28 protein-coding genes are annotated in these 26,679 nt (G+C 74.5%); 15 read left to right on the top strand and 13 right to left on the bottom strand.

The genetic code is table 11. The features are described from left to right. The first annotated feature begins 290 nt into the window (after window positions 1-290). A complete protein-coding gene (locus tag J2S42_RS37475; protein ID WP_307247101.1) occupies window positions 291-1,070 on the top strand; it encodes an SDR family oxidoreductase in 780 nt (259 codons plus the stop codon). Here the strand turns inward: J2S42_RS37475 and J2S42_RS37470 are convergent. The 3 genes from J2S42_RS37470 to J2S42_RS37460 all read right to left on the bottom strand — a co-directional run bounded on the left by J2S42_RS37470 (window position 1,063) and on the right by J2S42_RS37460 (window position 4,947). Beyond that, window positions 1,063-2,085, bottom strand: coding sequence for an LLM class flavin-dependent oxidoreductase (locus tag J2S42_RS37470; RefSeq protein ID WP_442320097.1), 1,023 nt, complete (start codon window positions 2,083-2,085; stop codon window positions 1,063-1,065). The genes J2S42_RS37475 and J2S42_RS37470 overlap by 8 nt on opposite strands. Window positions 2,086-2,152: 67 nt before the next feature. After that, a complete protein-coding gene (locus J2S42_RS37465; RefSeq protein ID WP_307247097.1) occupies window positions 2,153-3,169 on the bottom strand; it encodes an LLM class flavin-dependent oxidoreductase in 1,017 nt (338 codons plus the stop codon). A 110-nt stretch (window positions 3,170-3,279) separates the two neighbouring features. Then, the gene (locus tag J2S42_RS37460; protein ID WP_307247095.1) at window positions 3,280-4,947 is read right to left on the bottom strand and encodes an alpha/beta hydrolase; all 1,668 of its coding nucleotides are present in this window, start codon (window positions 4,945-4,947) and stop codon (window positions 3,280-3,282) included. A gap of 132 nt (window positions 4,948-5,079) precedes the next feature. On the opposite strand from J2S42_RS37460, the gene J2S42_RS37455 reads away from it, so the two are divergent. Continuing rightward, entirely contained in the window at window positions 5,080-6,090 is a 1,011-nt protein-coding gene (locus J2S42_RS37455; protein ID WP_307247093.1) for a polysaccharide deacetylase family protein, read from the top strand. A 215-nt stretch (window positions 6,091-6,305) separates the two neighbouring features. Then, the gene (locus J2S42_RS37450; protein WP_307247091.1) at window positions 6,306-7,424 is read left to right on the top strand and encodes an oxygenase MpaB family protein; all 1,119 of its coding nucleotides are present in this window, start codon (window positions 6,306-6,308) and stop codon (window positions 7,422-7,424) included. Between the two features lie 124 nt (window positions 7,425-7,548). Here the strand turns inward: J2S42_RS37450 and J2S42_RS37445 are convergent, their stop codons facing one another. Next, window positions 7,549-8,655, bottom strand: a complete 1,107-nt coding sequence (locus J2S42_RS37445) for a questin oxidase family protein (RefSeq protein WP_307247089.1) — start codon at window positions 8,653-8,655, stop codon at window positions 7,549-7,551. Window positions 8,656-8,697: 42 nt separating this feature from the next. Next, the gene (locus tag J2S42_RS37440) at window positions 8,698-10,332 is read right to left on the bottom strand and encodes a serine/threonine-protein kinase (protein WP_307247087.1); all 1,635 of its coding nucleotides are present in this window, start codon (window positions 10,330-10,332) and stop codon (window positions 8,698-8,700) included. 217 nt (window positions 10,333-10,549) lie between these two features. Between J2S42_RS37440 and J2S42_RS37435 the strand changes: the two genes are divergently transcribed. From J2S42_RS37435 to J2S42_RS37415, 5 genes are all read left to right on the top strand, one after another. Beyond that, window positions 10,550-11,203 carry a hypothetical protein gene (locus J2S42_RS37435; RefSeq protein ID WP_307247085.1) on the top strand — a complete coding sequence of 218 codons (654 nt, stop codon included), beginning with the start codon at window positions 10,550-10,552 and terminating at the stop codon, window positions 11,201-11,203. A gap of 161 nt (window positions 11,204-11,364) precedes the next feature. Then, a complete protein-coding gene (gene egtA, locus J2S42_RS37430) occupies window positions 11,365-12,588 on the top strand; it encodes an ergothioneine biosynthesis glutamate--cysteine ligase EgtA (protein ID WP_307247083.1) in 1,224 nt (407 codons plus the stop codon). Between the two features lie 65 nt (window positions 12,589-12,653). Continuing rightward, entirely contained in the window at window positions 12,654-13,217 is a 564-nt protein-coding gene (locus tag J2S42_RS37425; RefSeq protein WP_307247081.1) for an HDIG domain-containing metalloprotein, read from the top strand. A gap of 23 nt (window positions 13,218-13,240) precedes the next feature. Then, complete coding sequence (locus J2S42_RS37420; protein ID WP_307247079.1) at window positions 13,241-14,239, top strand: helix-turn-helix domain-containing protein; 999 nt, start codon at window positions 13,241-13,243, stop codon at window positions 14,237-14,239. After that, window positions 14,149-14,730 (top strand): dihydrofolate reductase family protein, encoded by a 582-nt coding sequence (locus tag J2S42_RS37415; RefSeq protein ID WP_307247077.1) that lies wholly within the window; start codon window positions 14,149-14,151, stop codon window positions 14,728-14,730. The genes J2S42_RS37420 and J2S42_RS37415 overlap by 91 nt, the downstream gene beginning before the upstream one ends. A 40-nt stretch (window positions 14,731-14,770) precedes the next feature. Here J2S42_RS37415 and J2S42_RS37410 read toward each other — a convergent pair whose 3' ends face one another. Both J2S42_RS37410 and J2S42_RS37405 read right to left on the bottom strand, forming a co-directional pair. Further along, the gene (locus J2S42_RS37410) at window positions 14,771-15,034 is read right to left on the bottom strand and encodes a substrate-binding domain-containing protein (RefSeq protein WP_307247073.1); all 264 of its coding nucleotides are present in this window, start codon (window positions 15,032-15,034) and stop codon (window positions 14,771-14,773) included. 88 nt (window positions 15,035-15,122) lie between these two features. Continuing rightward, window positions 15,123-15,416 carry a hypothetical protein gene (locus J2S42_RS37405; protein ID WP_307247071.1) on the bottom strand — a complete coding sequence of 98 codons (294 nt, stop codon included), beginning with the start codon at window positions 15,414-15,416 and terminating at the stop codon, window positions 15,123-15,125. Between the two features lie 130 nt (window positions 15,417-15,546). Between J2S42_RS37405 and J2S42_RS37400 the strand changes: the two genes are divergently transcribed. The 4 genes from J2S42_RS37400 to J2S42_RS37385 all read left to right on the top strand — a co-directional run bounded on the left by J2S42_RS37400 (window position 15,547) and on the right by J2S42_RS37385 (window position 18,658). Further along, window positions 15,547-16,383, top strand: coding sequence for an AfsR/SARP family transcriptional regulator (locus J2S42_RS37400; protein WP_307247069.1), 837 nt, complete (start codon window positions 15,547-15,549; stop codon window positions 16,381-16,383). Between the two features lie 69 nt (window positions 16,384-16,452). Next, a complete protein-coding gene (locus J2S42_RS37395; RefSeq protein ID WP_307247067.1) occupies window positions 16,453-17,496 on the top strand; it encodes an NAD-dependent epimerase/dehydratase family protein in 1,044 nt (347 codons plus the stop codon). Window positions 17,497-17,549: 53 nt separating this feature from the next. Continuing rightward, complete coding sequence (locus tag J2S42_RS37390; protein WP_307247065.1) at window positions 17,550-17,909, top strand: VOC family protein; 360 nt, start codon at window positions 17,550-17,552, stop codon at window positions 17,907-17,909. A gap of 35 nt (window positions 17,910-17,944) precedes the next feature. Then, the gene (locus J2S42_RS37385) at window positions 17,945-18,658 is read left to right on the top strand and encodes a hypothetical protein (protein WP_307247063.1); all 714 of its coding nucleotides are present in this window, start codon (window positions 17,945-17,947) and stop codon (window positions 18,656-18,658) included. A 383-nt stretch (window positions 18,659-19,041) separates the two neighbouring features. Here J2S42_RS37385 and mptB read toward each other — a convergent pair whose 3' ends face one another. Beyond that, window positions 19,042-20,874, bottom strand: a complete 1,833-nt coding sequence (gene mptB / locus J2S42_RS37380; RefSeq protein ID WP_307247061.1) for a polyprenol phosphomannose-dependent alpha 1,6 mannosyltransferase MptB — start codon at window positions 20,872-20,874, stop codon at window positions 19,042-19,044. After that, a complete protein-coding gene (locus tag J2S42_RS37375) occupies window positions 20,871-21,362 on the bottom strand; it encodes a MarR family winged helix-turn-helix transcriptional regulator (RefSeq protein WP_307247059.1) in 492 nt (163 codons plus the stop codon). The genes mptB and J2S42_RS37375 overlap by 4 nt, the downstream gene beginning before the upstream one ends. Window positions 21,363-21,384: 22 nt before the next feature. Between J2S42_RS37375 and J2S42_RS37370 the strand changes: the two genes are divergently transcribed. The 3 genes from J2S42_RS37370 to J2S42_RS37360 all read left to right on the top strand — a co-directional run bounded on the left by J2S42_RS37370 (window position 21,385) and on the right by J2S42_RS37360 (window position 23,776). Further along, window positions 21,385-21,921, top strand: a complete 537-nt coding sequence (locus tag J2S42_RS37370; RefSeq protein ID WP_307247057.1) for a carboxymuconolactone decarboxylase family protein — start codon at window positions 21,385-21,387, stop codon at window positions 21,919-21,921. A gap of 57 nt (window positions 21,922-21,978) precedes the next feature. Then, complete coding sequence (locus J2S42_RS37365; protein ID WP_307247055.1) at window positions 21,979-22,755, top strand: hypothetical protein; 777 nt, start codon at window positions 21,979-21,981, stop codon at window positions 22,753-22,755. 190 nt (window positions 22,756-22,945) lie between these two features. Further along, window positions 22,946-23,776, top strand: a complete 831-nt coding sequence (locus J2S42_RS37360; RefSeq protein WP_307247053.1) for a hypothetical protein — start codon at window positions 22,946-22,948, stop codon at window positions 23,774-23,776. A gap of 2 nt (window positions 23,777-23,778) precedes the next feature. Here the strand turns inward: J2S42_RS37360 and J2S42_RS37355 are convergent, their stop codons facing one another. The 4 genes from J2S42_RS37355 to cobO all read right to left on the bottom strand — a co-directional run bounded on the left by J2S42_RS37355 (window position 23,779) and on the right by cobO (window position 26,679). Beyond that, complete coding sequence (locus tag J2S42_RS37355) at window positions 23,779-24,138, bottom strand: hypothetical protein (protein ID WP_307247051.1); 360 nt, start codon at window positions 24,136-24,138, stop codon at window positions 23,779-23,781. Next, entirely contained in the window at window positions 24,135-24,533 is a 399-nt protein-coding gene (locus J2S42_RS37350; RefSeq protein ID WP_307247049.1) for a cobalamin biosynthesis protein, read from the bottom strand. The genes J2S42_RS37355 and J2S42_RS37350 overlap by 4 nt, the downstream gene beginning before the upstream one ends. 122 nt (window positions 24,534-24,655) lie before the next feature. Next, the gene (locus J2S42_RS37345; protein WP_307247047.1) at window positions 24,656-26,083 is read right to left on the bottom strand and encodes a cobyrinic acid a,c-diamide synthase CobB; all 1,428 of its coding nucleotides are present in this window, start codon (window positions 26,081-26,083) and stop codon (window positions 24,656-24,658) included. Next, window positions 26,077-26,679: a cob(I)yrinic acid a,c-diamide adenosyltransferase gene (cobO, locus tag J2S42_RS37340; RefSeq protein ID WP_307247045.1), complete on the bottom strand. Its 603-nt coding sequence runs from the start codon at window positions 26,677-26,679 to the stop codon at window positions 26,077-26,079. Before cobO ends, J2S42_RS37345 begins: the two co-directional genes overlap by 7 nt.

The raw sequence follows: 26,679 nt of genomic DNA, 5'->3' as shown, positions 1-26,679 counted from the left end.
CATCCGAGGGTACGAGACACCGGGTCATCTTTCGGGCGACGAAGATCCATACTGGAGCGCCCTCCCCCGTTCGCGGGTACCCTTCGCCGCCCTGTCCCCATCGCTCGGCGACGAGGCCGCTCGCCCTGAGTTGCCAGTCAGCCCACCGCCGAAGCCGCCGCTCAGCCGCCCCACAGCAGACATCTCCGCTCGCGTTCGCCCGGCACATCCGCTTGTGCATCCTAGGAGGCTACCCTCATTTTGCTCCGAGGCTTGACCTCAACCTTCGTTGAGATTCGAGGATCGTCCACATGAGCGAGAACGTGCTGGTCGTCGGCGCCACCGGGAAGATCGGGCGGCATGTGGCCGCGGGACTGCGGGACCGTGGGGCCCCGGTGCGGGCGGTGAGCCGGCGCGACGGCTTCGACCTCGCCGACCCGGCCGACCTGACGGACGCAGCCGACGGCGCCGCGGCGGTGTTCCTGATCTGGCCGTTCATGACCGCGGAGCACGCACGGCCGGTGGCGGACCGGTTCGCCGGGAAGCGGGTCGTCTACGTGTCCGCGATGAGCGCGGAGACCGGCTTCTGGGGCGAGGTGGAGACCGCGATCCGCGGCGTGACGGAGCGGTGGACGTTCCTGCGCCCCAGCGGTTTCGCCACCAACACGCTCGGCTGGGCCGATCAGATCAAGGACACCGGCACGGTACGGATGCCGTACCCGGCGGCCCGGCGATCGCTGATCCACGAGCGGGACATCGCGGACCTGGCGGTGGCGGCGCTCGTGGACGACGCGCACGCCGGCCGTACCCATGTGATCACCGGTCCGGAGGCCCTGTCGCAGACCGCGCAGGTGCACGCGATCGGCGCCTCGATCGGCCGCGAGCTGCGGATCGAGGAGCAGCCCCGGGCGGAGGCGAAGCGGGACATGCTCTCCTGGGCCACGCCGGAGTGGGCGGAGACGGCGCTGGACTACTGGGCGTCTCTGGTGGACAAGCCGGAGCCGGTCACCCGTACCGTCGAGGAGTTGACCGGACGCCCGGCGCGCACGTTCGCGGTGTGGGCGCGCGACCACGCGGCCGACTTCAGCTAGCCGGGCGCCAGCCGAGCGCGGGGCCGAGGCGGGTGGCCATGTCCGTGAGGATCTGCACGTAGTCGTCGTGCGCGAAGGAGAACGGCAGCGCGAACGCGACCTCGTCGATCTCCCGGAACGCGGCGTGCGCGTGCAGCTGTGCGGCGATCTCCTCGGACGTGCCGACCAGGTCCGGCGCGAACATCATCCGCCGCGGGCCGTGCGGTTCGCGGGTGCGGGGCAGGCGCTTCGCCACGTACTCGCGATATTTCTCGGTCTGTGCCGGCGACGCGCTGTCCGTGGGGATGACGACCAGGCCCTGCGAGACGCGCGCGGCCGCACCGGCCGGATGCGCGGCCCGGAACGCACGCACCTGGGCCAGCTGCACCTCCGCGAAGTCCGTGGTCTCCCCCTCGGCGAACACCACGCTGCTGGTCAGGAAGTTCAGGCCGTGCTCACCGGCCCAGGCCGCGGAGCGGAGGCTGCCGCCGCCGTACCAGAGGCGGCCGGTCAGGCCCGGCGAGTGCGGCTGTACCCGATTGGAGTACGCCTCGAAGCCCTCGGCCGCGTCGCCGTCGGTCAGCTCGTCGCCGCGCACGGCCGCGAGCAGCCGCTCGGCCCGGCCGTACGAGAGGTTCTCGGTGTCCGCGGTGTCCGGGTACAGCGCGTCCCGGACCACGTCCCAGCGCATCGGCGGGCCCACGCTGAACCCGGGGTTGAGCCGCCCGCCGGAGAGTACGTCGACGGTCGCCCAGTCCTCGGCGAGCCGCACCGGGTTCTCCCAGCCGAGCGGCGTGACCGCGGTGCCCAACTCGATCCGCCGGGTCCGCTGGGTGGCCGCGGCCATCACCGCGACCGGCGACGAGATCCCGAACTGGAAGTGGCGGTGGCGCAGCCACGCGCTGTCGAAGCCGAGGCGCTCCCCCAGCTCGATGATCTGCAGCGTGGGCTCGTGACCGGCGGCGGGATCGGCCTCGTCGAACAGCCCGATGGTCAGGAAGCCCAGTTTCCGGAGCGGTTTGTCTGGCGTCGGCACGATCGTCATTCTGCCGCGATCCGGGCCCCGCCGCCGCCAGGACGGGACACAGATCACGATCGGAGATCTAGGAATTCCGGGGCTTCCAGCCGATGGCGGGCGCGACGTGCGCCGCGATCGTGCCCAGGATCCGCGCGTTGTACTCGACGCCCAGCTGGTTCGGCACCGTGAACAGCACGTAGTCGGCCTCGCGCACCGCCTCGTCCGCGGCCAGTTCCGCCGCGATCCGGTCCGGCTCGCCGACGTAGGTGCGCCCGAATCGCGACCGGACGCCCTCCAGCAGCCCGACCTGGTCGTCGTGGCCCTGCGCGCCGAAGTACAGCTCGTCGATCGCCTCGGTGATCGGCAGCACGCTGCGGGACACCGACACGCGCGGCGTCCGCTCGTGCCCGTGCTCCGCCCAGGCGGCCTTGAACAGCCGGATCTGCTCGGCCTGCAGCTGGTCGAACGGCACGCCGGTGTCCTCGGTCAGCAGCGTCGAGCTCTGCAGGTGCACCCCGAGCTTCGCGGCCCACTGCCCGGTCGCGCGGCTGCCCGCGCCCCACCAGATGCGGTCGCGCAGGCCCGGCGACTGCGGCTGGACCGCCAGGTGGCCGCTCACGCCACCGGTCCGGCCCGGATCGGTGCGGGCGACCGGTGCGCCGTCGATCGCGGCCAGGAACGCCTCGGCCTTCGACCGGGCCATCTCCGCGGCGTCGTCCGCCACGTACCCGAACGTCTCCGCGCCGCGCAGGGCGGTCTCCGGGGATCCCCGGCTGATCCCGAGCTGTAGCCGCCCGCCGCTGATCAGGTCCGCGGCCGCGGCCTCCTCCGCCATGTACAGCGGGTTCTCGTAACGCATGTCGATCACGCCGGTGCCGATCTCGATCCGGCGGGTGCGCGCGCCGATCGCGGCGAGCAGCGGGAACGGCGAGGCGAGCTGTCGCTCGAAGTGGTGCACGCGCACGAACGCGCCGTCCACGCCGAGTTCCTCCGCGGCCTCGGCCAGCTCGATCGTCTGCAGCAGCGAGTCCGCGGCGCTGCGCGTCTGCGAGCCGGGCACGTCCCGCCAGTGGCCGAACGACAAGAATCCGATCTTCTTCACGCTGCCGACAACGCCCGGCCCGCCGATCCGGTTCCCGATTCCGTCGCACTGCGACGCATTCCTCAACCGCGCCCGGATCGGGTCCCCCACGTCGCCCGGACGGCGGGCCGTCAGCCGGCGCTCACCGGCAGCGCGACCGCGACCGGCCAGGCGATCATCACGGCGCCCGCGGCGATCGACGGCCACCAGGCAGCACCGCCGCGCCGGGCGACGGCCGCGAGCAGCGCGCACAGCGCGAAGAGCACGGCGAGCAGCGGCGCGATCAGCATCAAAAAGCCCGGCGCCAGGCCGGTCACGGCCGCGGCGGCGAGCGGCACCGCGGTCCCGGCCAGCACCGCGAGATCCCACCCCGGCCCGGCCAGCGCCCGCGCCCCGGCCAGCAGCGCGGCCGTCGCGAGTGCCAGCGCCGCCACCAGCCACCAGCGGTCCCCGTGCGGCACCATCAAGGTCAAACCCAGCTGCACCGGTACGACCACGGCCGCGCCCCCGGCGAGCGCCGGCACCGCGGCCGTCCACCTCGGCACCGGTGGACGCCGCCATCCGGTGAGCAGGCCGGCCGCGAGCGCGAGCCCGCCACCCACGGCCGCGAAGAAGCCGATCAGATAGCCGGTCACCGGCGCCGGCGCTGCCACTGCCCCGATCCCGCCGCCGAGGACGCCGAGCACGCTCGCCGCCGCGACGGCCAGCCAGGTCACCGGCCGCCGGACCGGGTCCGCCCGGGTCGCGGAGGCCGGTGACGTCGGGGCCGCGAAGCCCGCCGGCCGCCGGACCTCCGAGGCCGGTGACGTCGAAGCCGCGGAGTCCGCCGACCGCGGAATCGCCGAGGCGGGCGACGCAGAGTCCGCCGGCCGCCGGATCGCCGAAGCCGCTACGTTCGCCGGCCACCGGGCAACGAGCGCCCGGATCGTCGAGGCCCGTGACGTCGCGGCCGCGGCGTTCGGCGGGCGGCCGGCCGGTGAACCGGTTCCGCCGCGGGCCAGTGCCGCCGCCAGGAGCAGCAGCGCGCCGAGCATGGTCAAGGCGCCGGCGGCGACGCGGCGGAGCGGGACGATGCCGGCGCCGGCCGCGGTGTTGCCGGCCGCGGCGTTGCCGGCCGCCGCGTCCAGCCAGCCGGCAGCCTCGCGGTGCGTGCGGGGGGCGAAGAGCACGCTGATGTGCTCGACGAGCGGCACGCTGACCAGGCGCCGGTCCCCCGCTGCCCGGTCACCGGCCGCCCGCTCGGCCGCGGTGCGGAAACCGCCCGGCTCCAGCGCGCCGACGATCAGCAGCAGCCGCCGCGGGCCGGGCCCGGTGCCGGAGCCGGGCAGTGAGATCGCGACCGTGGCCGCGATCCGCCGGTCGGCCGCACCCGCCCGGACCACCGCGCCCGCGCCCATCGAGTGGCCGAGCAGCGTGACCCGGTCCGGGTCGACGTCCGGCAGGCCGCGCGCGTGCGCGACCACGGACGCGATCTCCGCGTCGATCACCGCCGGCACGTCCAGCCGGCGGGTGTTCGCGCCGTGCCCGGCCAGGTCGGGCAGCAGCACCACGTACCCGCGGCGGGCCAGGGTGTCCGCGAACGGCCGCATCAGCCGGCCGGAGCCGGCGTACCCGTGCACCACCACGACCGCGGGCCGCGCGCCGGTCGCACCGGGCCCCCGGACGATCTCCACCGGTACGCCGCCGGCCCGCACCGCCTCGGTGCGCAGACCCCGGTCCGCGAGGATCAGGCAGGTCAGCCCGGCGGCCACCGCCAGCATCCCGGCGACGAGGACGGACCACCACTGTCGGATCGGCATCGCTGCACCGTACCGGCGACCGCCGGAGCCCCGCACCCATCACACCATTCATCGAAAGTTGTCTCTTGAACGCGTCGTAAGTTCCATAGATACTCCGGAATGTTTCAGAAGTTGTCCGGAAGGAGCCCACCGATGCCCCGGAGCCGCACCACCTCGCTCGTCACGGCCGCGCTGGCCGTGGCGAGCGCCGCCCTCGCCGTCGTCACCACCGGCCCCGCCACCGCGGCCGCCGCCTGCGAGAACGGTTACGTCGCGCTCACCTACGACGACGGGCCCAACCCGTCCACCACGCAGGCGTTGCTCACCGCGCTGCGCAACGCGAACGCGCGGGCCACGTTCTTCAACACCGGCCAGCGCGTCCAGCAGAACCCCGCGCTGGCCCGCGCCCAGGTGACGGCCGGTCACTGGGTGGCCAACCACAGCTGGAGCCACCCGCACCTGACCCAGCTGTCCGCCGCGCAGATGAACCAGGAGCTGTCCCAGACCCAGACCGCGATCGCGCAGGCCACCGGCGTGACGCCGCGGTTGTTCCGGCCGCCCTACGGCGAGACGAACGGGACGCTGCAGTCGGTCGAGGCGCAGCTCGGCCTGCGCGAGATCATCTGGACCGTCGACTCGCAGGACTGGAACAACGCGTCCACCGCGCAGATCGTCGCGGCCGCGAACTCGCTGCAGCCCGGCGGCATCATCCTGATGCACGACGCCTACCAGACCACGATCAACGCGGTACCGCAGATCGTCGCCAACCTCGCCGCCCGCGGCCTCTGCCCGGGCATGATCTCCCCGTCCACCGGCCGCGCCGTCGCACCGGACGGCAACGGCGGCACCGACCCCGGCCCGGCGTCCTGCACCGCGACCTACGCCGAGACGCAGCGCTGGGGCGACCGCTTCAACGGCCAGGTCACCATCCGGGCCGGCAGCGCCGCCATCACGAGCTGGACCTCCACCGTCACGCTCTCCGGCGGCCAGCGCGTCTCCACCACCTGGAACGGCTCGCCCACCTGGGACTCCTCCGGCACCGTGATGACCATGCGCCCGAACGGCAACGGCGCGCTCGCGCCCGGTGCCAGTACCAGTTTCGGTTTCACCGTCATGGCGAACGGCACCTGGACCGCCCCCGCCGTCACCTGCCGTACCCCCTGACCGGAACGAACCGGTCGACCGGCCAGTGGGCTGGTCGACCGGTTCGCCGCGGTGGCGGACACGGCAGGGCCGGCGACGAGGCCCGGTCCACACTCTTCCCGGACGCGCCGCACGGCTTCTTCGCCCAGCACACGGCGGATGCCGCCCGGCCCTGGCGGGTCCGCCCCCGGCGTCCTCGACCGGCACGCCGCACCCGCCTGATCTATGGTTTTTGAATGGTCGCACGATTCGGGGCCGGCGGTGCGTGGGCGGAACGCGCCGCCCGCCCGCTCCGGCTCGTGGCCGGTCCCGGCGCACGACCCACCGCGGACGACCTGACCGCGCTCCGGGAAGCGTTGCTGCAGCGCGACGAGCCGGGCGCGACGCTGGCCCGGGCGCTGCTCACCGACCGCACGATCACCCAGGACCAGGTCCGTGCCGCGCTCGCCGACCCCGGCGCCGACGCGCCGGAACCCATGGAGCAGTTCCTCGACACGGTACGGGTACGTCCGTCCTGGGTGGACGACCGACTGCTGGACCGGGGCGCGGAGGCCTGCCGCACGTTCGGTTTGGACGCGACCCTGGTCCTGGCGTACGGCTCGCTGCTCGGCGGTTACCGCACCGCCGCCGCGCTCGAACCGCTGGTCCGCACCGGCCGGCTGACCGGCGCGGAGACCGCGCGCCGGATCGCGGAGACAACCGAGTGGTGGCGCGCCGTGACCGCGCCCGGCGGTCTGCGGCCCGGCGCCGAGGGCCACCGGCTGACGCTGCACGTCCGGGTGATGCACGCGATGGTCAACCACCGGCTGGAGGCGGACCCGTCCTGGGACCACCCCGGCCGCGGCGTCCCGATCAACCAGTACGACCAGGCGAGCACGCTCGGCGTGTTCAGCACGAGCTTCCTGCTGCACCTGCGGCTGCTCGGCGTGCGGGTGAGCCGCGCGGACGGCGCCGCCGTGATGCACCTGTGGAGCTACGTGGGCGCGCTGATGGGGGTCGCCGACCGCTGGCTGCCGTACACCGAACGCACCGGCCGCCGCCTGCTCTACCAGTTGCTCGCCCACGACCCGCCACCGGACGCGAACAGCACCGCGCTCGCCCGCGCCCTGATCGACTCCGGCGCACCCGAGTCCCGGGAGCGCGCGCTCTCCGTCGCCACCTGGCTGCTCGGCCCGGCCGCGCTCCGCGACCTCGGCCTGCCGCCGCGCATGCCGTGGTTCGCCCTGTCCCGCGTCGCCTCGAACCTCGCGGCCACCCACGTCGCCGGCCGGTTCCCGGGCGGCCGCCGCCGGCTCCTCGCCCGCGCCGAACGCCAGCTCCGCCGCTCCCAGGCCACCGGCCGCCATCACCCCTGAGCGGCAGCGCGGTGATCCGGTCGTTCCCGCCAGGCACGGCGGCAGGCTGACATGTCGGGCCACCCGCCCGAGCCACCGTGCGCGGCGGGATGGGCCCGCACGCGGCGACGCGCCCGACCGCGGCTCAGCCGATGTCGGCCGTGGCCGTGACCGAGGCCGTGAGGTGGCGGGGATCGCCGGTGCGTGCGTAGGCGTCGATGGCCGCGTCGGCGAACTTGATCGCATGTGGATCACCGCCGGCCAGCGCACGGTCCAGCGTCTCCTCCGCCGGCCAGGTGCCGGCGGGCGCCGGCCGGGGCGTGGGCGCGGAGTACGCGGCCGTCACCGCCGCGGTCGCCGCCCACGCCGCGGCCAGGCTGGCCCGGTGCAGTCCGGCCGGCAGTACCGGAAGGACCCGCAGCACAGCCGTGGGCGCGGTCGCCGCGTGCACCAGCATGACCGGATTGCGGTACCCGTGCGTGACGTGCCGCGCCACCGCCGCGTCCACGATCGCCGCGATCGCCGCCGCGGCCTCGGCCGCTCCGCCACCGGAAGCCGCGCGACGATCGGGACCCACGCCGGAGCCGGAAGCCGCGCCGGGTGCGCGGTGCGCGATCGTGGAACCCGGCGGCGTGGGAATCGCGCCCGCGGTGGCCGCCCAGGACGGCATCGCCGCCAGCTGCGCCAGCCGGGACCGGATGCCGAAGCGCTGGTCCCGCACGAGCGGCACCGCGTCCAGCGCGGACCGCGGGTCGCCCGCCCGGTACGGCCCCGACCCCGCCGGTGCCAGCGGCTGCCAGCGCGCCGCCCAGTAGGCGAGTCCGTGACCCAGTTCCGCCACCCGTTCCGGTGTCTCCCGTGCGCGTAGTGCGCGGATCGCGTGGCCGACCCGGATCACGCCGTGCGTGGCACCGGCGGCGATGCCCGGCAGGAGCCGGGGCCACCAGGTGACCAGCACGTCCCGCCACGGTGCGGCGGCGGTGGCGCGGGCGAAGAAGTCCAGCCAGTCGCCGGTGCGGACCGGGTCGCCGAGCGGGTCCCGCCATTCCTCCGGCCGGATCGGGGCGATGCCGCGTGGGCGTTCGCTGAGCCGGTCCCGGTAGTCGTCGATCCATCGGTGCACCGCGTCGCCGGCACCGCGGGCGGCCAGCACCTCCACCGCCATCGGTGCGTGGTTGGAGAGCCAGCCGTCGCGTTCCGGGCCGGTGCCGGCCAGTCGTGCGTACGCCTCGTCGAGGTCCGAATCCGCCATGCGCACAGACTCGGACCTCAACCGCGGTTCAGGTCAAGGGCCTCAGGACCGCGGCACGAAGCTGTCGAAGATCAGTTGCAGGTCCTTGTTCGCCGCGGCCCAGTCGGACTCCATGGTCTGCCAGTAGATCCCGTACGCCTGGTTCGGTGACGTGACCACGCCGCGGTTGTTGACGTGCACCCGCCCGAAGTTCGTGTCGTACGACCACTCCCAGTCCGCCGCCTTCCGGAAGTAGTCCACCTCGGCGATCTTCACCTCGCGGTACCCGGGGAACTCGCCACCGGCGCGGCGGGTGTCCCGCTGCGCGCTCCAGTCCGCCACCGGGTCCGGCCGGGGCTGGTCCGTCTGGTCGATGCCGAGCACCCGGCCGTTGGCGCTGCGGAAGTAGACCATCGTCCCCTCCTGCGACTGCGCCCACCCGTTCGGCACGTAGACCTTGAAGCCGGTCGGATCGGTGTAGTCCCGCCAGCCGGCCGGCAGTTGCGGCCGCGCGGCGCCCTGGCCGGGACCGCCGCCGCCGTCGTCGTCGCCACCACCGGCGGCCGGTGCGGTCGGCGACGGCGTCGCGGCACCGGCCGGCGACGGCTCCGCCGTCGGAGAGGCAGAGGCATCCGACGGTACGGCCGAGGGCGCGCCCGCGCTGGCGGCCGGGCCGGGCGCGGCGGCGGTGTCGTCCGGCGTCTGCGTGGTGCCGTCCGGCCGCATCGCGACGAACGCGACCAGCGCCACGACCAGCAGGACCGCCACCGCCGCCGCGCCGATGATCAGCGGCCGGGCCGGCCCGGGCCGTACCGTGGACGGGTCATGATTTTTCCTGGGTGGCGCGACCGGCACCGCGGACGCGCGCGCGACCCGGGGCTTGCCCTCCGCCGCGGCCTGCAGCAGCCGGCCCGCCTCCGCGCTGGACAGGCGCTCGCCCGGGTTCTTCTTCAGCAGGCCGTCGATCACCGGGGCGAGCGCGCCGGCGCGTTCCATCGGGTCCGGCGGGTCGGCCGCGATCGCGGTCAGCGTGCCGACCGCGGACGAGCGGTGGAACGGCGCGCGGCCCTCGACCGCGTCGTAGAGCGTGGCGCCGAGCGACCACAGGTCGGCCGCCTCGGTGGCCTCGCCCTCCTGCGCGCGCTCCGGCGCCATGTAGTCCAGCGAGGCGTGCAGCTGCTGGCCGGAGCTGGTGACCAGCCCGTCGCCCTCGATCGTGGCGATGCCGAAGTCGGTCAGCACCACGCGGCCGTCGTCGGCGATCAGCACGTTCGCCGGCTTGACGTCGCGGTGCTGGACACCGGCCTTGTGTGCGGCCTTGAGCGCCTCCAGGATCTCCAGCCCGATCACGGCGGCCTGCCGGTCGTCGAGCGGCCCGTCCTCCTGGACGATCTCCTTGAGCGAGCGGGACGGCACGTGCTCCATCACGATCCACGGCTTGCCGTCCGCCTCGAACACGTCGTAGACGCCGACCACGCCGGGATGGTTGAGCCGGGCGGCCGCGCGGGCCTCGCGCAGTGTCCGGCGGCGGGCCACCGCCGCGTCCTCCTCGCTCCCGGGCGGGAGGACGATCTCCTTGATGGCGACATCTCGATCGAGGCGCTCGTCGTGCGCGAGCCACACCCGGCCCATGCCGCCGGAGCCGATCGCTTCGCCGAGACGGTATCGTCCGGCGATCATGGTGGGGGCCTCTGGCATACGTGAAAACTACCCACTAGGTGTGACAGCGACGCATCAGGGAGGCGCTCCGGCCACGACGAATTCGCCAGGCGCGTGATCTGGCGCACTGACCTCACCGCCGGAGTGACGGAACCGTGATCGGTGGCGCTGACTCGTCTGATGTGCGGGCCCGGCACTCGGTCGGGACGGACGGTTCCGGGCCCGCGCAGCCAGCCCATGATCGTAGAGTCACCCCATGTCCGAGCATCTCATCGAAGACCTGGTGGAAGACTCCGTACGGACGCTGGACCGGCACCACGCCGAGGACGACGACCGGGTGCGTGACTGGCTGGTCGCGCTCTACGCGTTCCAGCGCACGCACGACTGCTCACTGACCCAGGGCCGGGTGCTGGACGTCCTGCTCCGCCACCGCCACTCCTACCGGTTCCCGATCGCGGAGATCGACGACCCCGGCGAAGACGATCCGGACGACGACGATCTTGACGGCCTCGACGACGAGTACGCCGACGACGACTTCGTCTACCCGGAGGCCGGCGGCGCCCGGTGGCGGCGGCTGGTGGACGAGGGCCGGCTGCACGGCGCGGACGCGGCTCCGCCACGCCCGGTGCGGCTGCTCGACGTGGTGCTCGCGGTGAGCGAGGCCGCGGAGCGCGACGGCGACCGCGAGCTGATCGCGCTGTGGTACGCGCTCGGCCCCACGACGATCATGGAAACACTGACACCGACCGTCGAGGAGATGGACGAGAGCCCGGCGCTGCGACGGTTGCGTGAGATCGTCGGCCGCACCGGCGCGCTCTCGGTGCCGCTGCCGGACGGATACCGCCCGTCCGATGAGGACCTGGCAGCCTGGGGCGAGGAAGCCGAGGTCTGGTGGTACCGCGTGACGTGAACCATGCAGAACAGAAAATTGCACGGCGCGGGGGTGTCACCGAACGCAGTGAGCCGGTAACGTCGCGTGGGTTGTCGCAGCCCAGGCCGATGTGGGCGCGACGCGCACTCGCACGTCCACACGGGGAATCCGCTGGTCCACGCGTCCCGGAGGCAAGGGTCTTGTCAACGTCCACCATCACGCAACCGCACGCCCCGGTCACCGATCGGGATCAGGCGGAGGCGCACATCGCCTCCGTCTGTTTCCGCACCGGCCCGTCCCGGCTGATCGGCGCCGAGCTCGAGTTCACGGTCCATCATGCGGACGACCCGGCCCGCCCGATCGATCTCGGCACGCTGCGCCGCGCGCTCGGCCCGCACGCGCCGGCCACGATCGCGCCGGACAGTCCGCACGAGACGCTGGACAACGGCACGCCGGTCACGGTCGAGCCGGGCGGCCAGGTGGAGATCTCGTCCGCCCCGTTCCGCTCGCTGACGGCGCTCTACGCGGCCACCGAGGGCGACCGCCGCCAGCTGGCCCGGCTGCTCGCCGCCGAGGGCCTGGTGCTGGGCGAGAGCGGCCTGGACCCGTGGCGGTCCCCGCGCCGGCTGCTGCACACCCCGCGGTTCGACGCGCTGGAGAAGGCCTTCGACCGCACCGGTTCGGCCGGGCGCGTGATGATGTGCAACACGGCCGGCCTGCAGGCGTGCGTCGACGCGGGCGAACCCCGGCAGCTCGCGGCGCGCTGGGCCGCGCTCTACGCGGCCGGTCCGGCGCTGATGGCCGCGTTCGCCACGTCGCACCGCCAGGGCGGCATCGACACCGGCTGGTGCTCGGCCCGCATGCGTGCCTGGTTCGGCGTCGACCGGCAGCTCACCCGCGAGATAGACCTCGGCGCCGACCCGGCCCACGCGTGGGCCCGGCACGCGCTCGCCGCGCCGCTGCTCTGCGTGCGCCGCGACGACCGCGACTGGGCGGCGCCGCGCGGCCTGACGTTCAACGACTGGATAGACGGCGCGCTGGACACGCCGCCCACGACCGAGGACCTGGACTACCACCTCACGCTGCTGTTCCCGCCGATCCGGCCGCGCGGTTACCTGGAGGTCCGCTGCCTCGACGCGCAGCCCGGCAATGAGTGGATCGCACCGATCGCCGCGATCGCCGCGCTGCTGGCCGACGACGAGACCACCGACCTGGCCCATGACCTGGCCGCGCCGGCCGCCGGCCGCTGGGAGCCGGCCGCCCGGGACGGTCTCACCGACCCGGCCGTCGCCCGCGCCGCGCACGCCGTGCTGGACCTGGCCGTCCGCCGCCTGGACCGCACCACGCTCGACGCGCCCACCCGCAACCGGGTCTCGGAGATCATCGCGCGACGATTGAGCGAGGAGTCAGCGACGCGCCCCTGAAACCTGGGTGAACACCCGGCGAACTGGCTGGTCAGAACGCCCATCTCCGGTCGTACCGTGTGGGCATGTCTTCGGTCCTGCTGCGTCCCACCGCCGACGCCGCCCGCGCGCTGGCCCACCGCGTGATAGGTGACCTGGGCAACCGTTGGCTGCACACCGCCGCGGTCGCGGCCCGCGCCGCGCAGCTCGCCGCCGTGGTCCCGGCCGAGGACCGGGAGATCCTCGTCGCCTCGGCCTGGCTGCACGACATCGGCTACGGCGAGCTGGCCCGCGTCACCGGCTTCCACCCGCTCGACGGCGCCCGCCTGCTCGACCACCACGGCTGGCCGGCCCGCATCTCCCGCCTCGTGGCCAACCACTCCGGCGCCTGCTTCGTCGCCGCGGTGCACGGCCTCGAGGCGGAGATGGCCGCCTACCCCGACGAGGCGTCCGCGACCTCGGACGCGCTGACCTACGCCGACCAGACCGTCGGCTCCCGCGGCGAGCCGCTCGGCATCGACGCGCGCATCGCGGACATGCTGCACCGCCACGGTCCCGGCTCGCCGAACGCGGCGGTCGCCCACCTGCGCACCCCGCACATCCGCGCGATCGCGGACCGCGTCCGGACCCGTCTGGGCGCGGCTCTGTAGGAGAGCCCGTTACCGTTCGGCGCGTGGAGTACGTGTCCCGGGTGCCGCGGCCGCCGCTGGACGGCCTGATCGACGACCTCTACCACCTGGCGGGCCCGTCGCCGTACGCCCGGCTGACGCTGCCCCCGATGCCGGGCGCGCTGCTCATCGTCAACCTCGGCGTGCCGTTCCGGATCCGCGGCGGCGCCGACCGCGCGACGGCCGAGTACGCCGACGGCTGCGTGATCACCACGCCCACCCGCGCGTTCGAGTTCGGCTACCCGTCCCGTACCGGGTCGGTCGGCGCGCACGTCAAGCCGTGGGGCCTGGCGCCGTTCCTGCCGATGCCCGCGGCCGAACTGTGCGACCGGCCGGTGACGCTGGAGCAGGTCTGGGGCCGGCCCGCCGTGGCGGAACTGCGCGACCGGCTGGCCGCAGCGGACCGGCCGCACCGGATGCTGACGCTGCTCGAGGAGGAGCTGCTGCGGCGGCTGCGCGAGACCACCGGCCTGGGGCTGGTCCGCCGCACCGGTGGCGTCATCGCGGCGACCGGCGGCGCGGTGCCGATCGGCGGCCTGCGGGACGCGGCCGGGGTCAGCAGCACCCATCTGGCGCAGCGGTTCAAGGAGCTGATCGGCGTCACGCCGAAGCGGCTGGCCCGCACCCACCGCTTCGCCGCCGCCGTGCTCACCATCGACCCGGCCGGGCCCGGTCGACTGGGGCGCGCTCGCCGGTGCCGCGGGCTACTTCGACCAGGCGCACTTCGGCCACGAGTTCCGCGCGTTCACCGGGCTCCCGCCGACCCGGTACCTGGAGGTCCGGCGGCGGTTCCTGCGCGAGCACCCGGGCCACACGCTGGACGGCTGGCCGCTGCCGGCCGATTGATTTTCTACAAGAGCCGCGGCTCACGGCGCGCTAGTTTGGCGGCACCCCAGAGCAGAGGAGAGCCGGCGTGGGCAAGGTGGTCATGTACGCCTCGGTGTCGGTGGACGGCTTCATCGCGGACGAGCGCGACCAGCCCGGACCGCTGTTCGAGTGGCTGACCGGCGGCGACGTCCCGCTGGACGGCAGCGGCGCGCTGACGGTGTCGCAGACCTCCTACGACTACGTCCGGCCGTACTGGGACGCGATCGGCGTGACGATCGCCGGCCGCCACGTGTTCGACATGACGGACGGCTGGGACGGCACGCCGCCGGGCGGGATCGACCACGTCGTGATCGTGACGCACCGGGGACGGCCCGAGGGCTGGCACCCGGCGGCGCCGTTCCACTTCGTCGACGGCGTGGAGGCAGCCGTGGCCCGGGCGCGGGAGCTCGCCGGTGACCGGCTGGTCGAGGTCGCGGCCGGTGACGTCGGTGGCCAGGTGCTGGCCGCGGGCCTGGTCGACGAGGTGCGGATGGACGTCGTACCGGTCGTGTTCGGCTCCGGCAAACGCTACTTCGGGGCGGTCGACGCACAGCGTCTGCTGGCGGACCCGGACGTGGTGATCCAGGGCAACCGGGTGCTGCACCTGCGATATCCGGTGCGTCGCTGAGCGTTCGGCTCGGCGCGGCCGGTCAGCTCGGCGCGGCCGGTCAGCGCATCATCCGCGGCAGCGAGGAGCTGCGGATGACCAGCTCCGGCATGACCGGGACCTGCTGGGACGGGCGGCGCTCGCCCTCCAGCAGCCGCGACACCATCAGCTCGACCGCCACCCGGCCGACGTGGTTCTTCGGCGGCCGCACCGCGGTCAGCGCGGGCTCGGCCAGGTGGGCCACCTCGTCGTCGTAGGAGGCGCCGATCCTGGGCCTGGCCACGCTGCCGGGCTGCGCGCTGATCCTGGCATGGGTCAACTCCACCGCGTCGCTCCGCGACACCTGACCCCCACGGTACGACCGGGAGCGGTGGCCGCGCGCAGGCTCACGGCCACCACCGCCGGCTACCGGATCACGTGGGCTTCTGGAACCCGGCGACGCCGATCGCGGTCCAGTCCTGGCCGCTGAGCAGAACCACGCTGATGTCGGCCGCGCCGGTCACGTTCCAGTTCTTGTTGAACAGCGGGAGCACCGCATCCCAGTTGGTCCCGGTCAGCACGCCCGTGGCGATGCTGTCCCAGTGCGTGCCGGCCAGCACCACGCCCAGGTCGTGGTAGCTGCCCGCCACGGCGGCGCCGAGCAGCGCGAACGCCACCAGCACCAGCGCGGCCGCCAGACCGGCGGCTGTCCGGATGGTCCGGTTCATCTCTCCTCCTCCGGCGCACCGGTCGCCGCCGTCCCCGTGGCCGACCGCTCCGGCGCGGGCCGAGTATGCAACCGGCGGGCTGACGATAGCGTTGTGGTCTCAGGGGGCACCGCCACCTCGGGGGGCGATCATGGTCGCGGGATTCCGGCTGCTCGGGCCGGTGGAGATCGACAACGGGGCGCACCCGGTCGCGGTCGGCGAGCCGCGGCGGCGCGCGGTGCTGGCCGCACTGCTGGTCGACGCGGGCACCGTGGTCGGCCGTAGCACGCTGGTCGACCGGGTCTGGGGCGACGACCCGCCCGCGAAGGCGACCGAGACGCTGCGCGCGCACCTGACCCGCCTGCGCCGGGTGATCGCGGACGCGGACTGGCCGGACCCGCCGCGGATCGTCCGGCAGCCCGGCGGTTACCGGCTCGACGTCGACCCGGACCGGGTCGACCTGCACCTGATGCGCCGCCTGGTCCGGCAGGCGCGCGACCCGGCCCGGACCGCGGCCGCGCGCCTCGCCGGGCTGCGCCGCGCGGTCGCGTTACCCGGCGGTGAGCCGCTCACCGGCGTGCCCGGCGACTGGGCCGCCCGCACTCGCGAGCTGCTGCACCGCGAGTGCCTGGACACGCTGGTGGCCTGGGCCGGCGCGGAGACGCGCGCCGGGTTCGCCGCGGACGTGCTCACCGGCCTGCGCGGCCCCGCGGCCGACCACCCGGACCTGGAGTCACTGACGTCGGCGCTGGTCCGGGCGCTGATCGCGACCGGCCGGCCGGCGGACGCGCTGCGCGAGTGCGAGCGGCACCGGCGCCGCCTGGCCGACCGGTTCGGCCTCCGTCCCGGCCCGGAGCTGAGCGCACTGCACGGCTCCCTGCTGCGCGCACTGCGCGGCTCGCGGCTGCGCCCACCGGTCGGCGTACCGGGCCCGCGCCGGTCCGCACCCATGCGGGTGCCGGAGGCGCACCGGTGCGGCACCGCCTGACGTCCGCGGATCCGGTGCGCCGGCGCCGTACCGCCGGATGGTTTCGGTCCGGTGGGGTAAAGGGCGGACATGCGAATTCTTGTCACCGGGGCGACCGGGAACGTGGGTACGGCGGTGCTGCGGCGGCTGAGCGCGGAGCCGGACATCGAGATCATCGGGGTGGCGCGGCGGGTGCCGGCCCTGGGCGCGGGCGCACCCTACGACGGCGTGCGGTGGCACGCGGCCGACCTCGGCGACCCGGCGGTGGTGGCGCCGCTGGCCGGGTGGCTGGACGGCGTGGACGCGGTGATCCACCTGGCCTGGCAGATCCAGCCGAGCCACGATCGGGAGCGGCTGCGGCGGACCAACGTCGACGGGACCCGGCACGTGCTGGAGGCGGTCCGGCGCGCGGGTGTGCCGGTGCTGGCGCACGCGTCGTCGGTCGGCGTCTACGGCGAGGGCCCGAAGGACCGTGCGGTGGACGAGTCGCACCCGGCGACCGGCATCCCGACGTCGAGCTACAGCCGGGACAAGGTGGCGGCGGAGGAGTTGCTGCGCGCGGCGGACGGGCCACGGGTGGTGCTGCTGCGTCCCGGGCTGATCTTCCAGCACGACGCGGGCTCCGGCATCGCGCGGCTGTTCCTCGGGCCGCTGCTGCCGGTGTCGCTGCTGCGGTTCCGGCGCGTGCCGCTGATCCCGGACCACCCGCGGCTGCGCGTCCAGGCGGTGCACGCGGACGACGTCGCGGACGCGTACCTGCGGGCGATCCGGGCGGACGTGTCCGGCGCGTTCAACATCGTGGCCGACCCGGTGCTGGAACCGGCCGGGCTGGCGCATCGCTTCCACGGGCGTACCGTGCCGGTGCCGTTGGGGATGTTGCGCGGGCTGGCCGCGGCCACCTGGCGGGCGCGGCTGCAGCCGACCGACGCGGGCTGGCTGGACCTGGCCGTCGGCGTGCCGCTGCTGGACGCCGGCCGGGCCGCGTCGGAGCTGGGGTGGGCGCCGCGCCACGACGCCTGGGCCGCGCTCGACGAGCTGGTCCAGGGCATGTCGCAGCACGCGGGTACGGCCAGTGCCGCGCTTCGGCCCAGCTCGGTCACCGGCCTGCTGCCGGGTCACCGGGACCCGGCCTGATCTTTTCGGTGAACCCGACAAAAGATGTCGGGAACCGGTTCTAGCGTGACGGCATGGCTATCGCACGATTCCCGAGCCTCGTGCTCGACTGCCCGGATCCGGGCGCGCTCGCCCGGTTCTACGGCACGCTGCTGGACTGGAAGGTCGACGACTCCGACCCTGGCTGGGCCGAGATCCGCGCGGAGAACGGCACCTGCATCAGCTTCCAGCGGGTGGACGGCTTCGCGGCGCCGGTCTGGCCCGGTCAGGAGAAACCGCAGCAGATGCACCTCGACGTGATCGTGGACGACCTCGACACCGCCGAGGCCGCCGTGGTCGAGCTGGGCGCGGTGAGGCACGAACACAAGCCCGGCACCACGTTCCGGGTGTTCCTGGACCCGGCCGGGCACCCGTTCTGCCTCTGCGTGAATTAGGCCTATCTCGGTACGAACCGGGCTACGATGCGCCGGTGGGCGTTGACACGGGGACGGAGTGGCCGGAGGCGGCGGCACCGCTGGACAGGGCGCGGGTGCTGGACGTCTGGCGGTCACTGCGGGAGACGCTCGCCCGGGAGACACCGTTCGCCCGCGGCGGCACCGACGCGCTGGACAGGTCGTTCGAGGAGATCCCGGACGACCTGTCCGAGGTGCCCGCGTTCAAGGAGTGGAGCAGCGCCCACCTGCCGCTGCGCTGGGCCATGCTGCGCGTGCTCACCGCGGCCGTACCGCCCGGCCCGCCCCTGTCGCTGACCGGCCCGGTCGTGCTGGACAAGGGCGAGCTGCGCGTCTGGCCCGGCGACGTGACCGTGAACGGCAACCTGGTGCTGCGGCGCAAGGCCCGGGTCGTGGTGCTGGGCACGCTCACCGTCACCGGCGCGCTGCTCGCGGCCACCTACGGCTACACGCTGGCCGGTGCACGACGGATCGAGTGCCGGGACGGCGTCAGCGCGGGCGAGGTACTGGCCACCGAGGCGGTGCACTGCCCCGGCACGTTCCTGCTCACCCAGGAGACGCACACCGCGATGTCACCGCAGTTCACCGGCGGCACGCTGGTAGACCACCTGTGGCCGGCCCAGTTCACCCGCGTCGACGTGGCCCGGCGGGTCAACGGCGGCCCGGACGCGGCCCGCGAGGCGCTCGGCGCGGACGCCGAGGTGTTCGCCGCCCGCCTGCTGCGGAGCTGACCGCCTGCCACGTCCGCGACCGCTTGCCACGCACGCGACCGCCTGCTGCGCCAGGTGACCGCCTGTTGCGGAGGTGACCGCGTACCGGCGGGATCCCCGGCGGTCCTGAGTCCGCAGCCCGGTGTCGGACGCCCAGCGCCGGCCGAGATGCTGAGCGCAGCCGCCGATCGGCAGCGCAGCACGGGACTCCCGCCGTGGCGGCCGAGGGCGCCGGGAACCCGGCGAACGCGCTCCCGGCGTGATCCACGCGGTTCCCGGCGCCACGCCGATTGCGCGGCGGGCGCCACTCAACACGGGAACAGTGGGTCGCGTGAGATTCATGCGTTTGTACGGCACCTGTCGGGCATGACTCCGCAGAGATCATCGTCGACCGTGACGACGGATCAACCGCCCGCCGCCGGGGTGCGGGAAGCCGCTCTTCGGCGGCGGATCGCGATGGTCGTGACGGCGATGATCAAGAACAGGTCGGCGAAGGCCCCGACCGCCTTCGTCTGGGACGGGATGCCGAGGCCGTCCGGCAGGACCAGCAGCGCGGCGACGGCGGCACCGAGCGCGAGCCAGCGCCGGTGAGCATCGTCGATCAGCGCCGCGGCGAGGACCGGGATCGGGGTCAGGAAGTACCACGGGTACGCGACCGGCCCGAGCAGAACCAGCGCGAGCAGAACATATCCGGCACGCAGAACGACGGCCCTCGGGTCGTTCCGACGCTGCCAGGCGGTCCAGAGGCAGACCATCGTGATACCGCCGAGCGCGACGAGACCGGCGAGGCGAGCGACGGCAAGCGCGGTGTCCTCGTGGGCCGCCAGGCCGAGCGGGCTCAGCACGTAGCCGGCGACCATGCCGACGCCGGTGGGAATCGAGGTCCACTGCTTCGGACCGGTCGATTCGGTGAGAGCCGCGACCCAGCCCACCCCCAGGCCGGACACAACGCTGACCAGGACGAACAAGCCGGCCACACCGACAATGACCGGCACGGTACGGCGGAGCGCGGCACGGGCGGCCAGAATCAGCCCGAACGGCAGCGCGGCCAACGCGGTGATCTTGATGGCGGCGGCGAGGCCGATCGCCGCACCGGCGACAAGGGCAACCACGACAGGCCATCGGCCCCGCGCACTCATACCCCGCCCCACCGGCGAGCCGGCCACACCGGCGGAGCCAGCCACACCGGCGGGAGCGCCGACGGAACCGGCCGCCCGAGCGGGACCCGCCTCCCCGCCGACGTCAGCGACGTCAGCGACACCGGCGGAAGCGCCGGCGGAGCCGGTCACGCCGCCGGAACCTGCGGCTCCCGCAGCACCGATCCCCTCGGCGGCACCGCCGGCCACGGGGACGTCGTCGCCCGCCGGCATACCGCCGGCCGCGGGCACGCCCCCGGCAGGCCGATCACCGTCCGTGACCGGACGGGATTCACGCCCGGTCACCAGCGGGCCATAGGAGGCGGCCCCGAAGGGCGGTGGCGAGCCGCCCGCGCTCAGCGCGAGGGCGAGTGCGGCGAGGACCAGTCCGGCCAGCAGCGCGTCGTGGTGGGCGCCGCTGGTGGCGTGCACGGCGATGAGCGGTGCGGGCAGCGCCAGCCAGACCGCGCGGCGCGGGTCCGGGTGGAAGCGTCGCGCCAGGCGGTACACGCCGAAGCCGGTCAGTGCCAGCCCGGCCACGGCGAACAGGCGCAGTACGGCCAGTGCCGCGATCCAGGACCCGGACGTCGCCGCGGCGCCGGAGAGGAGCAGCGCGAACGGGCCGTACGGGGTGGTCGCGTCCTGCCACAGCGTGGCCACGCCGGGCAGCCACGGGCAGCCGGCCGCGCGCGGTGAGACCGTGTAGGGGTCCAGCGAGCGGGCGAAGACCCAGCCCTGGCAGGCGTAGGAGTAGACGTCCCGGGAGCCGAGCGGCGGCGCGAACAGGAACGGCAACTGCCAGAGCACACCGATGAGCAGCAGGCCACGGGACGGCGGCGGCCGGCGGGCGATGAGCACCCAGGCGGCGATCAGCCCGGCCAGGCCGAGCAGACAGGCCACGAGACCCGCGGTGTACGGGCCGGCCGGTCCGGTGCGGTGCCCCGCGGGCAGCGCACCGGCGAACCAGCCCCCACCGGCCAGCGCCAGCGCGGACACGAAGCCGAGCAACGCGGGAACCGAACCGAGCCGCACGCGAACCGAGACCGGCCGCGCGCGGGCCGGACCGAGCCGCGCGGGGCGCCGGGAGCCGGGCGCGCTCATGCGCCGAGCCAGCCGGGTGCGTCGACGCGGAGCGCGTCGGCCGGGACGACCGTGCGGAGCGCGGCCTCGAGGTCCGCGACCCGGTCCGTTCCGAGCCGCCCCGCCCAGGAGGCGCGCAGCGTGTCGAAGATGCGGGCGGAGCGCGCCAGGCAGTCCAGGCCGTGCGGGGTCAACCGGACGATCTTGCGGCGGGCGTCGTGCGGGTCGTCGGCGCGTTCCGCGTACCCGAGGGCGATCAGGCGGTCGACGGTCTTGCCGGCGGCCTGCTTGGAGACGCCCAGGCGGCGGCCGAGTTCGGTGCCGGTGGCGCCGTGCCGGCCGATCGCCTGCATGGCAAAGCCGTGCACCGGCCGCGCGTGCGGGTGGCCCTGCGCGGCCAGTTCCGCGTGCAACGCGTCGACGAGCGTGCGGAAGCCGCCGAAGAGCAGCAGCGGCAGTTCCCAGCCGTTGACAGACTCGTCAACCCGGTTTACGTTTTCGTCAACCACGTTGACGAGTCTAGGAGATGCCGTGCACTTCCCCGCACACACCACCGCCTCCGCGCCCGGCACGGCCCGGAGAGGCCTGCACGCCATCGAGGCACACTTCGGCTACCTGCCGGACGCGGCCGCCCGGATGGCCACGTCACCGCAGGTCCTGGAGGGCTTCCAGCGGCTGAACGCGCTCTTCGGGTCCACGTCGCTGCCACCGCTCGCCCGGGAGACCGTGATCATGACGGTCGCGGTCCGCAACGGCTGCCACGTCTGCGTCGCGCTGCACACCGAGCGGCTGCACCAGCTCGGCGCGGACGCCGGCCTGATCGCCGCGCTGCGCGCCGAGACCCCGATCGACGAGCCGGACCTTGCCGCGGTACGGGCGTTCGCGCTGGCCGTGATGGCGCACTCCGGCGACGTACCGGCGGATGGCCGTGCGGCTTTCGCGGCGGCCGGGTGGAGCGCGCAGGCGGCGCTGGAGGTGGTGCTCGGGATCGCCACCTACACGCTGTCGACGTTCGCGAACAGGTTGACCGGCGCCACCGTCGATCCGGAACTGGCCGCCCGTGCGTAAGGAAGGGAGACGGTAGGCTCGCGGCGGTCGCGGGCGATGAACAGGAGCGGACGAGCGGTGAAGAAGCAGCTACGGGCAGTTTCGGTGGTGCTGATCGCGCTCGCCCTCGGCGCCTGCGGCGGCGAGGAAGCGGCGCCCGAGGACCCGTTCGACGCGCTCGACGATTCCGTGGTCGCGCTGCTGGACGGCAACTACACGTTCCGGCACACCACCACGTACCAGGTGGTCGACGGCTCGATGCTGGCCGACGCGCAGTCGATGCGGGTCACGCTGGACTCCCGGGTCGCGGGGCAGCAGTTCACCTCCGACTTCGTGACCGTGTCCGGCGAGCGGTTCGTGCTGCTCGACTTCAGCAAGGTGGAGAACATGACGTCCGCGCTGCCGGACGTGATGACCGGCGCGAAATGGGTGCCGCTCACCGACCCGGCCGTGACCGAACTCGGCGGCATCCCGTTCCCGAAGCCGGGCGACGACGTGGTGGGAGCGACCGCGGCCGTCCGCGCGGTCACCGACGCCCGCGCGACCGGCGACCGCACGTACGCGGGCACGCTCGACCTGACCCAGGTCGGACCGGGCGTGCTCCGCGTCGGCCCGACCGCGGAACTGCTCGCCCAGCTCGGCGACGCGGCCTCGGCCGTACCGTTCACGGCCACGCTGGACGGCGAGGGCCGGCTGCTGACGTTCGTCTACGACGTCCCGGCCGCCGGGTCGGTCCCGGCCAACCACGTCGAGCTGACGCTCAGCGGCTACGGCGCGTCCCAGCCCCCGGCGAAGCCGGACCCGGCGAAGGTCGCGAACTACGACGAGGCGATGAAGGCCATCCAGCGGCAATGATCGACCCATCCGCGCCCCGCTCCCGGCGGAGCCGGCGGACCGGGCGCGGATGCTGGCGGCTCGGTCCGACGGGGACGATCCGGAGGCGCGGCGACGGGCCGAGGTGCTGCGGGCACTGGCCGAGCGACGGTAGTCGTACCCGATCGGTAGGCTCCGGACGTTTCGACAGGATCCACGTACTGGAGACGACTTGTCACGGGGACACATAGCCGCACTCGCGGCGATCATCATCGCGTTGAGCGGCTGTTCCGGGGCGGCGGGCGCACCGCAGCCGGCCGCATCGAGCGCCGCCGCGCTGCCGGATCCGGCGGCGGCGCTGGCCGCCTCGGTCACAGCGCTCGACCAGCTCGACTACGAGTTCAAGCTCGCATCGCCGTACGACGGCGACATCTCCGGCGTCGTGCACGCGCCGACCGGCTCGCTGGAGCTGGAGCAGCGCGCCCGGTTCCGCGACGGCGGCATGAGCGACGTGCGATACCGCGGGGTCGGCGACGAGAAGTGGTTGCGGATCGACTTCTCCCAGTTCCCGGACGTGCCGGGCGACCTGCCGGGCGGTCTGACCGGCCGCATGTGGCTGCCGGCCGCCGGCATCTCGAACGGCACCGAGTTCGGCGCGCTGCGCCTGATCGGGCCGGAGAAGCGCCTGACCGGGGTGGAGAGCCTGGTCGGCGCCGTGGTCACGGTGACCCGGAAGGGCACGGCCTCGTTCGAGGGGACGGTCGACGTGACCGCGGCCGGTCCGGGCACGCTGGGCTTCGGCCTGGCGCAGGACCACGTCACGGCGCTCGGCGACCGGGCGCGGTCGCTGCCGTTCCGCGCCACCACCGACCACCAGGGACGGCTGCGGCAGTTCGGGTTCGAGTACCCGGCGGCCGGGGACCGTCCGGCCGGCGGGGTCTCGTTCAGCTTCGACCAGTACGACGCGGCCCGGCCGGCCGGTGCGCCGGCCGGCGGTGAACTGGGGTCGGCGGCCGACCTGGCCGCGGCCCTGGCCGCGTTCCGCGCGCTCCAGCAGCGGTAGCGCTACGGTTTCTCGATCACGGAGAGCTCCAGCGGCGCCGGCATCTCCGCGATGCCGGGGCCGCCGGCGCGGACCCAGCCGGCGATGTCGTCCGTGATCGCGTCGTCCAGGACCAGACCGAACCGGACCGGGCGGGCACCGCGCCGCCGGGCGGCGGGTGCCGGGTGGACGACCACGACGTTCGACTGGTCGCAGAGATCCAGGCAGAGGCTGGTCCGGACGCGGTGACCGGCCGGGGCCAGTTGCCTCTCCAGCCGGCTCAGCTGGCGGTCGTGGTCGACGCCCGGGTGTTTGCGCCGGCTGCCGCAGCAGCAGTCCCGGCACACGGTGACCAGGCAGCCGGTAAGGAGGGGGTGGCTCACTGTTCTCGTTCCTCTCCAGGCCCGGGGGCTCGGGTCGCGACCGCGACGGAGGCGGTGGGTACGGTGCGTTTGGCGGCGACCAGCGACGGCGTGCCACCGTTCGCGCCGGCGGCGCGCAGCGCGGCGGCCTCGGCGACGCTGGGCGTGCCGGTCGCGGCCCGGACCCGGGCCGAGCCCGCCGCCGCGGGTACGGCTGCCAGCTCGTCCGCCGGGTAGCCGAGCACCGGCCAGCCGTGCGCCGCCGCGACCGTCCGCAGCGCGGGGTGATCGGCGCGGCGGTCCAGCGTGGCGAGCGCGAGGACCGCTTCCGGTGCGATCGAGTGGTCCGCGAGCACCGCGTCGATCAGGCCGGCGAGCTCGTCCGCGGTGAGCCGCGGACGAGCGCCGACTCCCACGGTGTAGCGGCGCGGCGGGCCGGTTCGCGCCGCCGGGGCCGCTGTGGGGCGATGGTCCGGGCGTGACGTCGACGCGGCCGCCGGGAGATCGGCGGGACCGGTCCCCGGATCGTCGTCCGGCGTCACGCCGCGGTGGCGGCGGCGACCAGGCGGGAGGCGATCTCCGGCTGGCCGGCCCAGTGCAGGTGCAGGTAGGAGGCGTGCACGTTCTCGGTGACGAACCCCTCGGGCTCGGCGCCGCGCCAGGCCCAGGCCGCGTCGGCGCGCGGGGCGAGCAGCAGGCCGGAGCGCGGGCTGACCATGGTGCGGTGGAACTCGTGGCCGGAGACGCGGGTGCCGGCCGGGGTGATCACGCTGTCGGCGAGCGCGACCGCGTCGCGGTAACCCAGGGTCAGCGACGGCGTCATCGCGGCCTCGACGTCGAGGACGTTGCACATCGGCGTGCCGTCGAGCGTGCGGGCCAGCCAGAGCAGCCCGGCGCACTCGGCGACGATCGGGGCGCCGGTGAACGCGAGCCGGGACACCTCGTTCCGCAGCGACGCGTTCGCGGACAGCTGCGACGCGTACACCTCGGGGAAGCCGCCGCCGACGACCAGGCCGCGCGTGCCCTCGGGAAGTTTCTCGTCGTGCAGCGGGTCGACCGTGACCACGTCGGCACCGGCGGCGGCGAGCAGTTCCGTGGTCTCGGCGTAGCCGAAGCTGAACGCGGCTCCCCCGGCGACCGCGATGACCGGCCGCGCACCCGCGGCAGCGGCCGCCGGGCCGTCCCCGGCACCGGCCGCGCCGACGCCGCCGGCCCGCCCGGCCGCGGTCCGCACCGCCTCCGTCGGCGACCACGCCTGCACCGGCAGCGCTCCGGCCGACGACGCCAGCGCGTACACCTCGTCCAGGTCCACCGACGACGCGATCAGCGACGCGAGCGCGTCCACCGCGGCCGACGCCTCCGCCCGCCGCTCGACCGCCGGGATCAGCCCGAGATGCCGGGACGGCGCCGCCACCGCGTCGTGCCGGCGCAGCACGCCCAGCACCGGTGCGCCGACCTCCTCGCACGCCTCGCGCAGCAGCGACTCGTGCCGGTCCGAGCCGACCCGGTTCAGGATCACCCCGCCGATGTGCACGCCGGTGGAGAACGACCGGAAGCCGTGCACCACCGCCGCCACCGAGCGGCCCTGCGCGGTCGCGTCGACCACCAGGATCACCGGCGCGCCGAGCAGGCCGGCCACGTGCGCGGTCGAGCCGAAGTCGCCTTCACCGACGCGCCCGTCGTACAGCCCCATCACGCCTTCGACGATCGCCAGCTGCGCGCCGGCCGCGCCGTGCGCGAACAGCGGCGCGACCCGGTCCGCGCCGGCCAGCACCGCGTCCAGGTTGCGGCCGGGCCGGCCGGCCGCGAGCGCGTGGTAGCCCGGGTCGATGTAGTCCGGCCCGATCTTGAACGGCGCCACCCGGGTGCCACGGGCCGCGAACGCGGCCAGCAGCCCGGTCGCCACCGTGGTCTTGCCGTGGCCGGACGCCGGTGCGGCGACGACCACGCGCGGGATGCTCACCATTCGATCCCCTGCTGTCCCTTGCGGCCCGCGTCCATCGGGTGCTTGACCTTCGTCATCTCGGTGACCAGGTCGGCGGCCCCGAGCAGCGCCGGGTGCGCGTCCCGCCCGGTGATCACCACGTGCTGGCTGCCGGGCCGGTCCCGGAGCGTGGCCACGACGTCGTCGACGTCGACCCAGCCCCATTTGATCGGGTACGTGAACTCGTCCAGCACGTAGAAGCGGTACGCCTCCGCGGCCAGGTCCTCCTTGATCCGGGCCCAGCCCTGCGCGGCCTCCACGGCGTGGTCGCGCTCGCTGCCGGGGCGCTGGATCCAGGACCAGCCCTCACCCATCTTGTGCCAGGTCACCGGCGCACCGCCGGGCACCTCGCCGAGCGCGCGCAGCGCGGTCTCCTCGCCGACCTTCCACTTCGGACTCTTCACGAACTGGAACACCACGATCGGCCACCCGGCCGACCAGGCGCGCAGCGCCATGCCGAACGCGGCCGTGGACTTGCCCTTGCCCGGCCCGGTGTGCACGGTCAGCACCGGCTGCCGGCGGCGCTGCCGCGTGGTCAGCCCGTCGTCCGGCACGACATCGACTCTGCCCTGTGGCAT

Origin of the sequence: Catenuloplanes indicus, assembly GCF_030813715.1 — a bacterium.
Classification (GTDB): Bacteria; Actinomycetota; Actinomycetes; order Mycobacteriales; family Micromonosporaceae; genus Catenuloplanes; species Catenuloplanes indicus.
The sequence above is the reverse complement of the archived record's forward strand: the minus strand, read 5'-3'. Positions and strand labels throughout refer to the sequence as shown.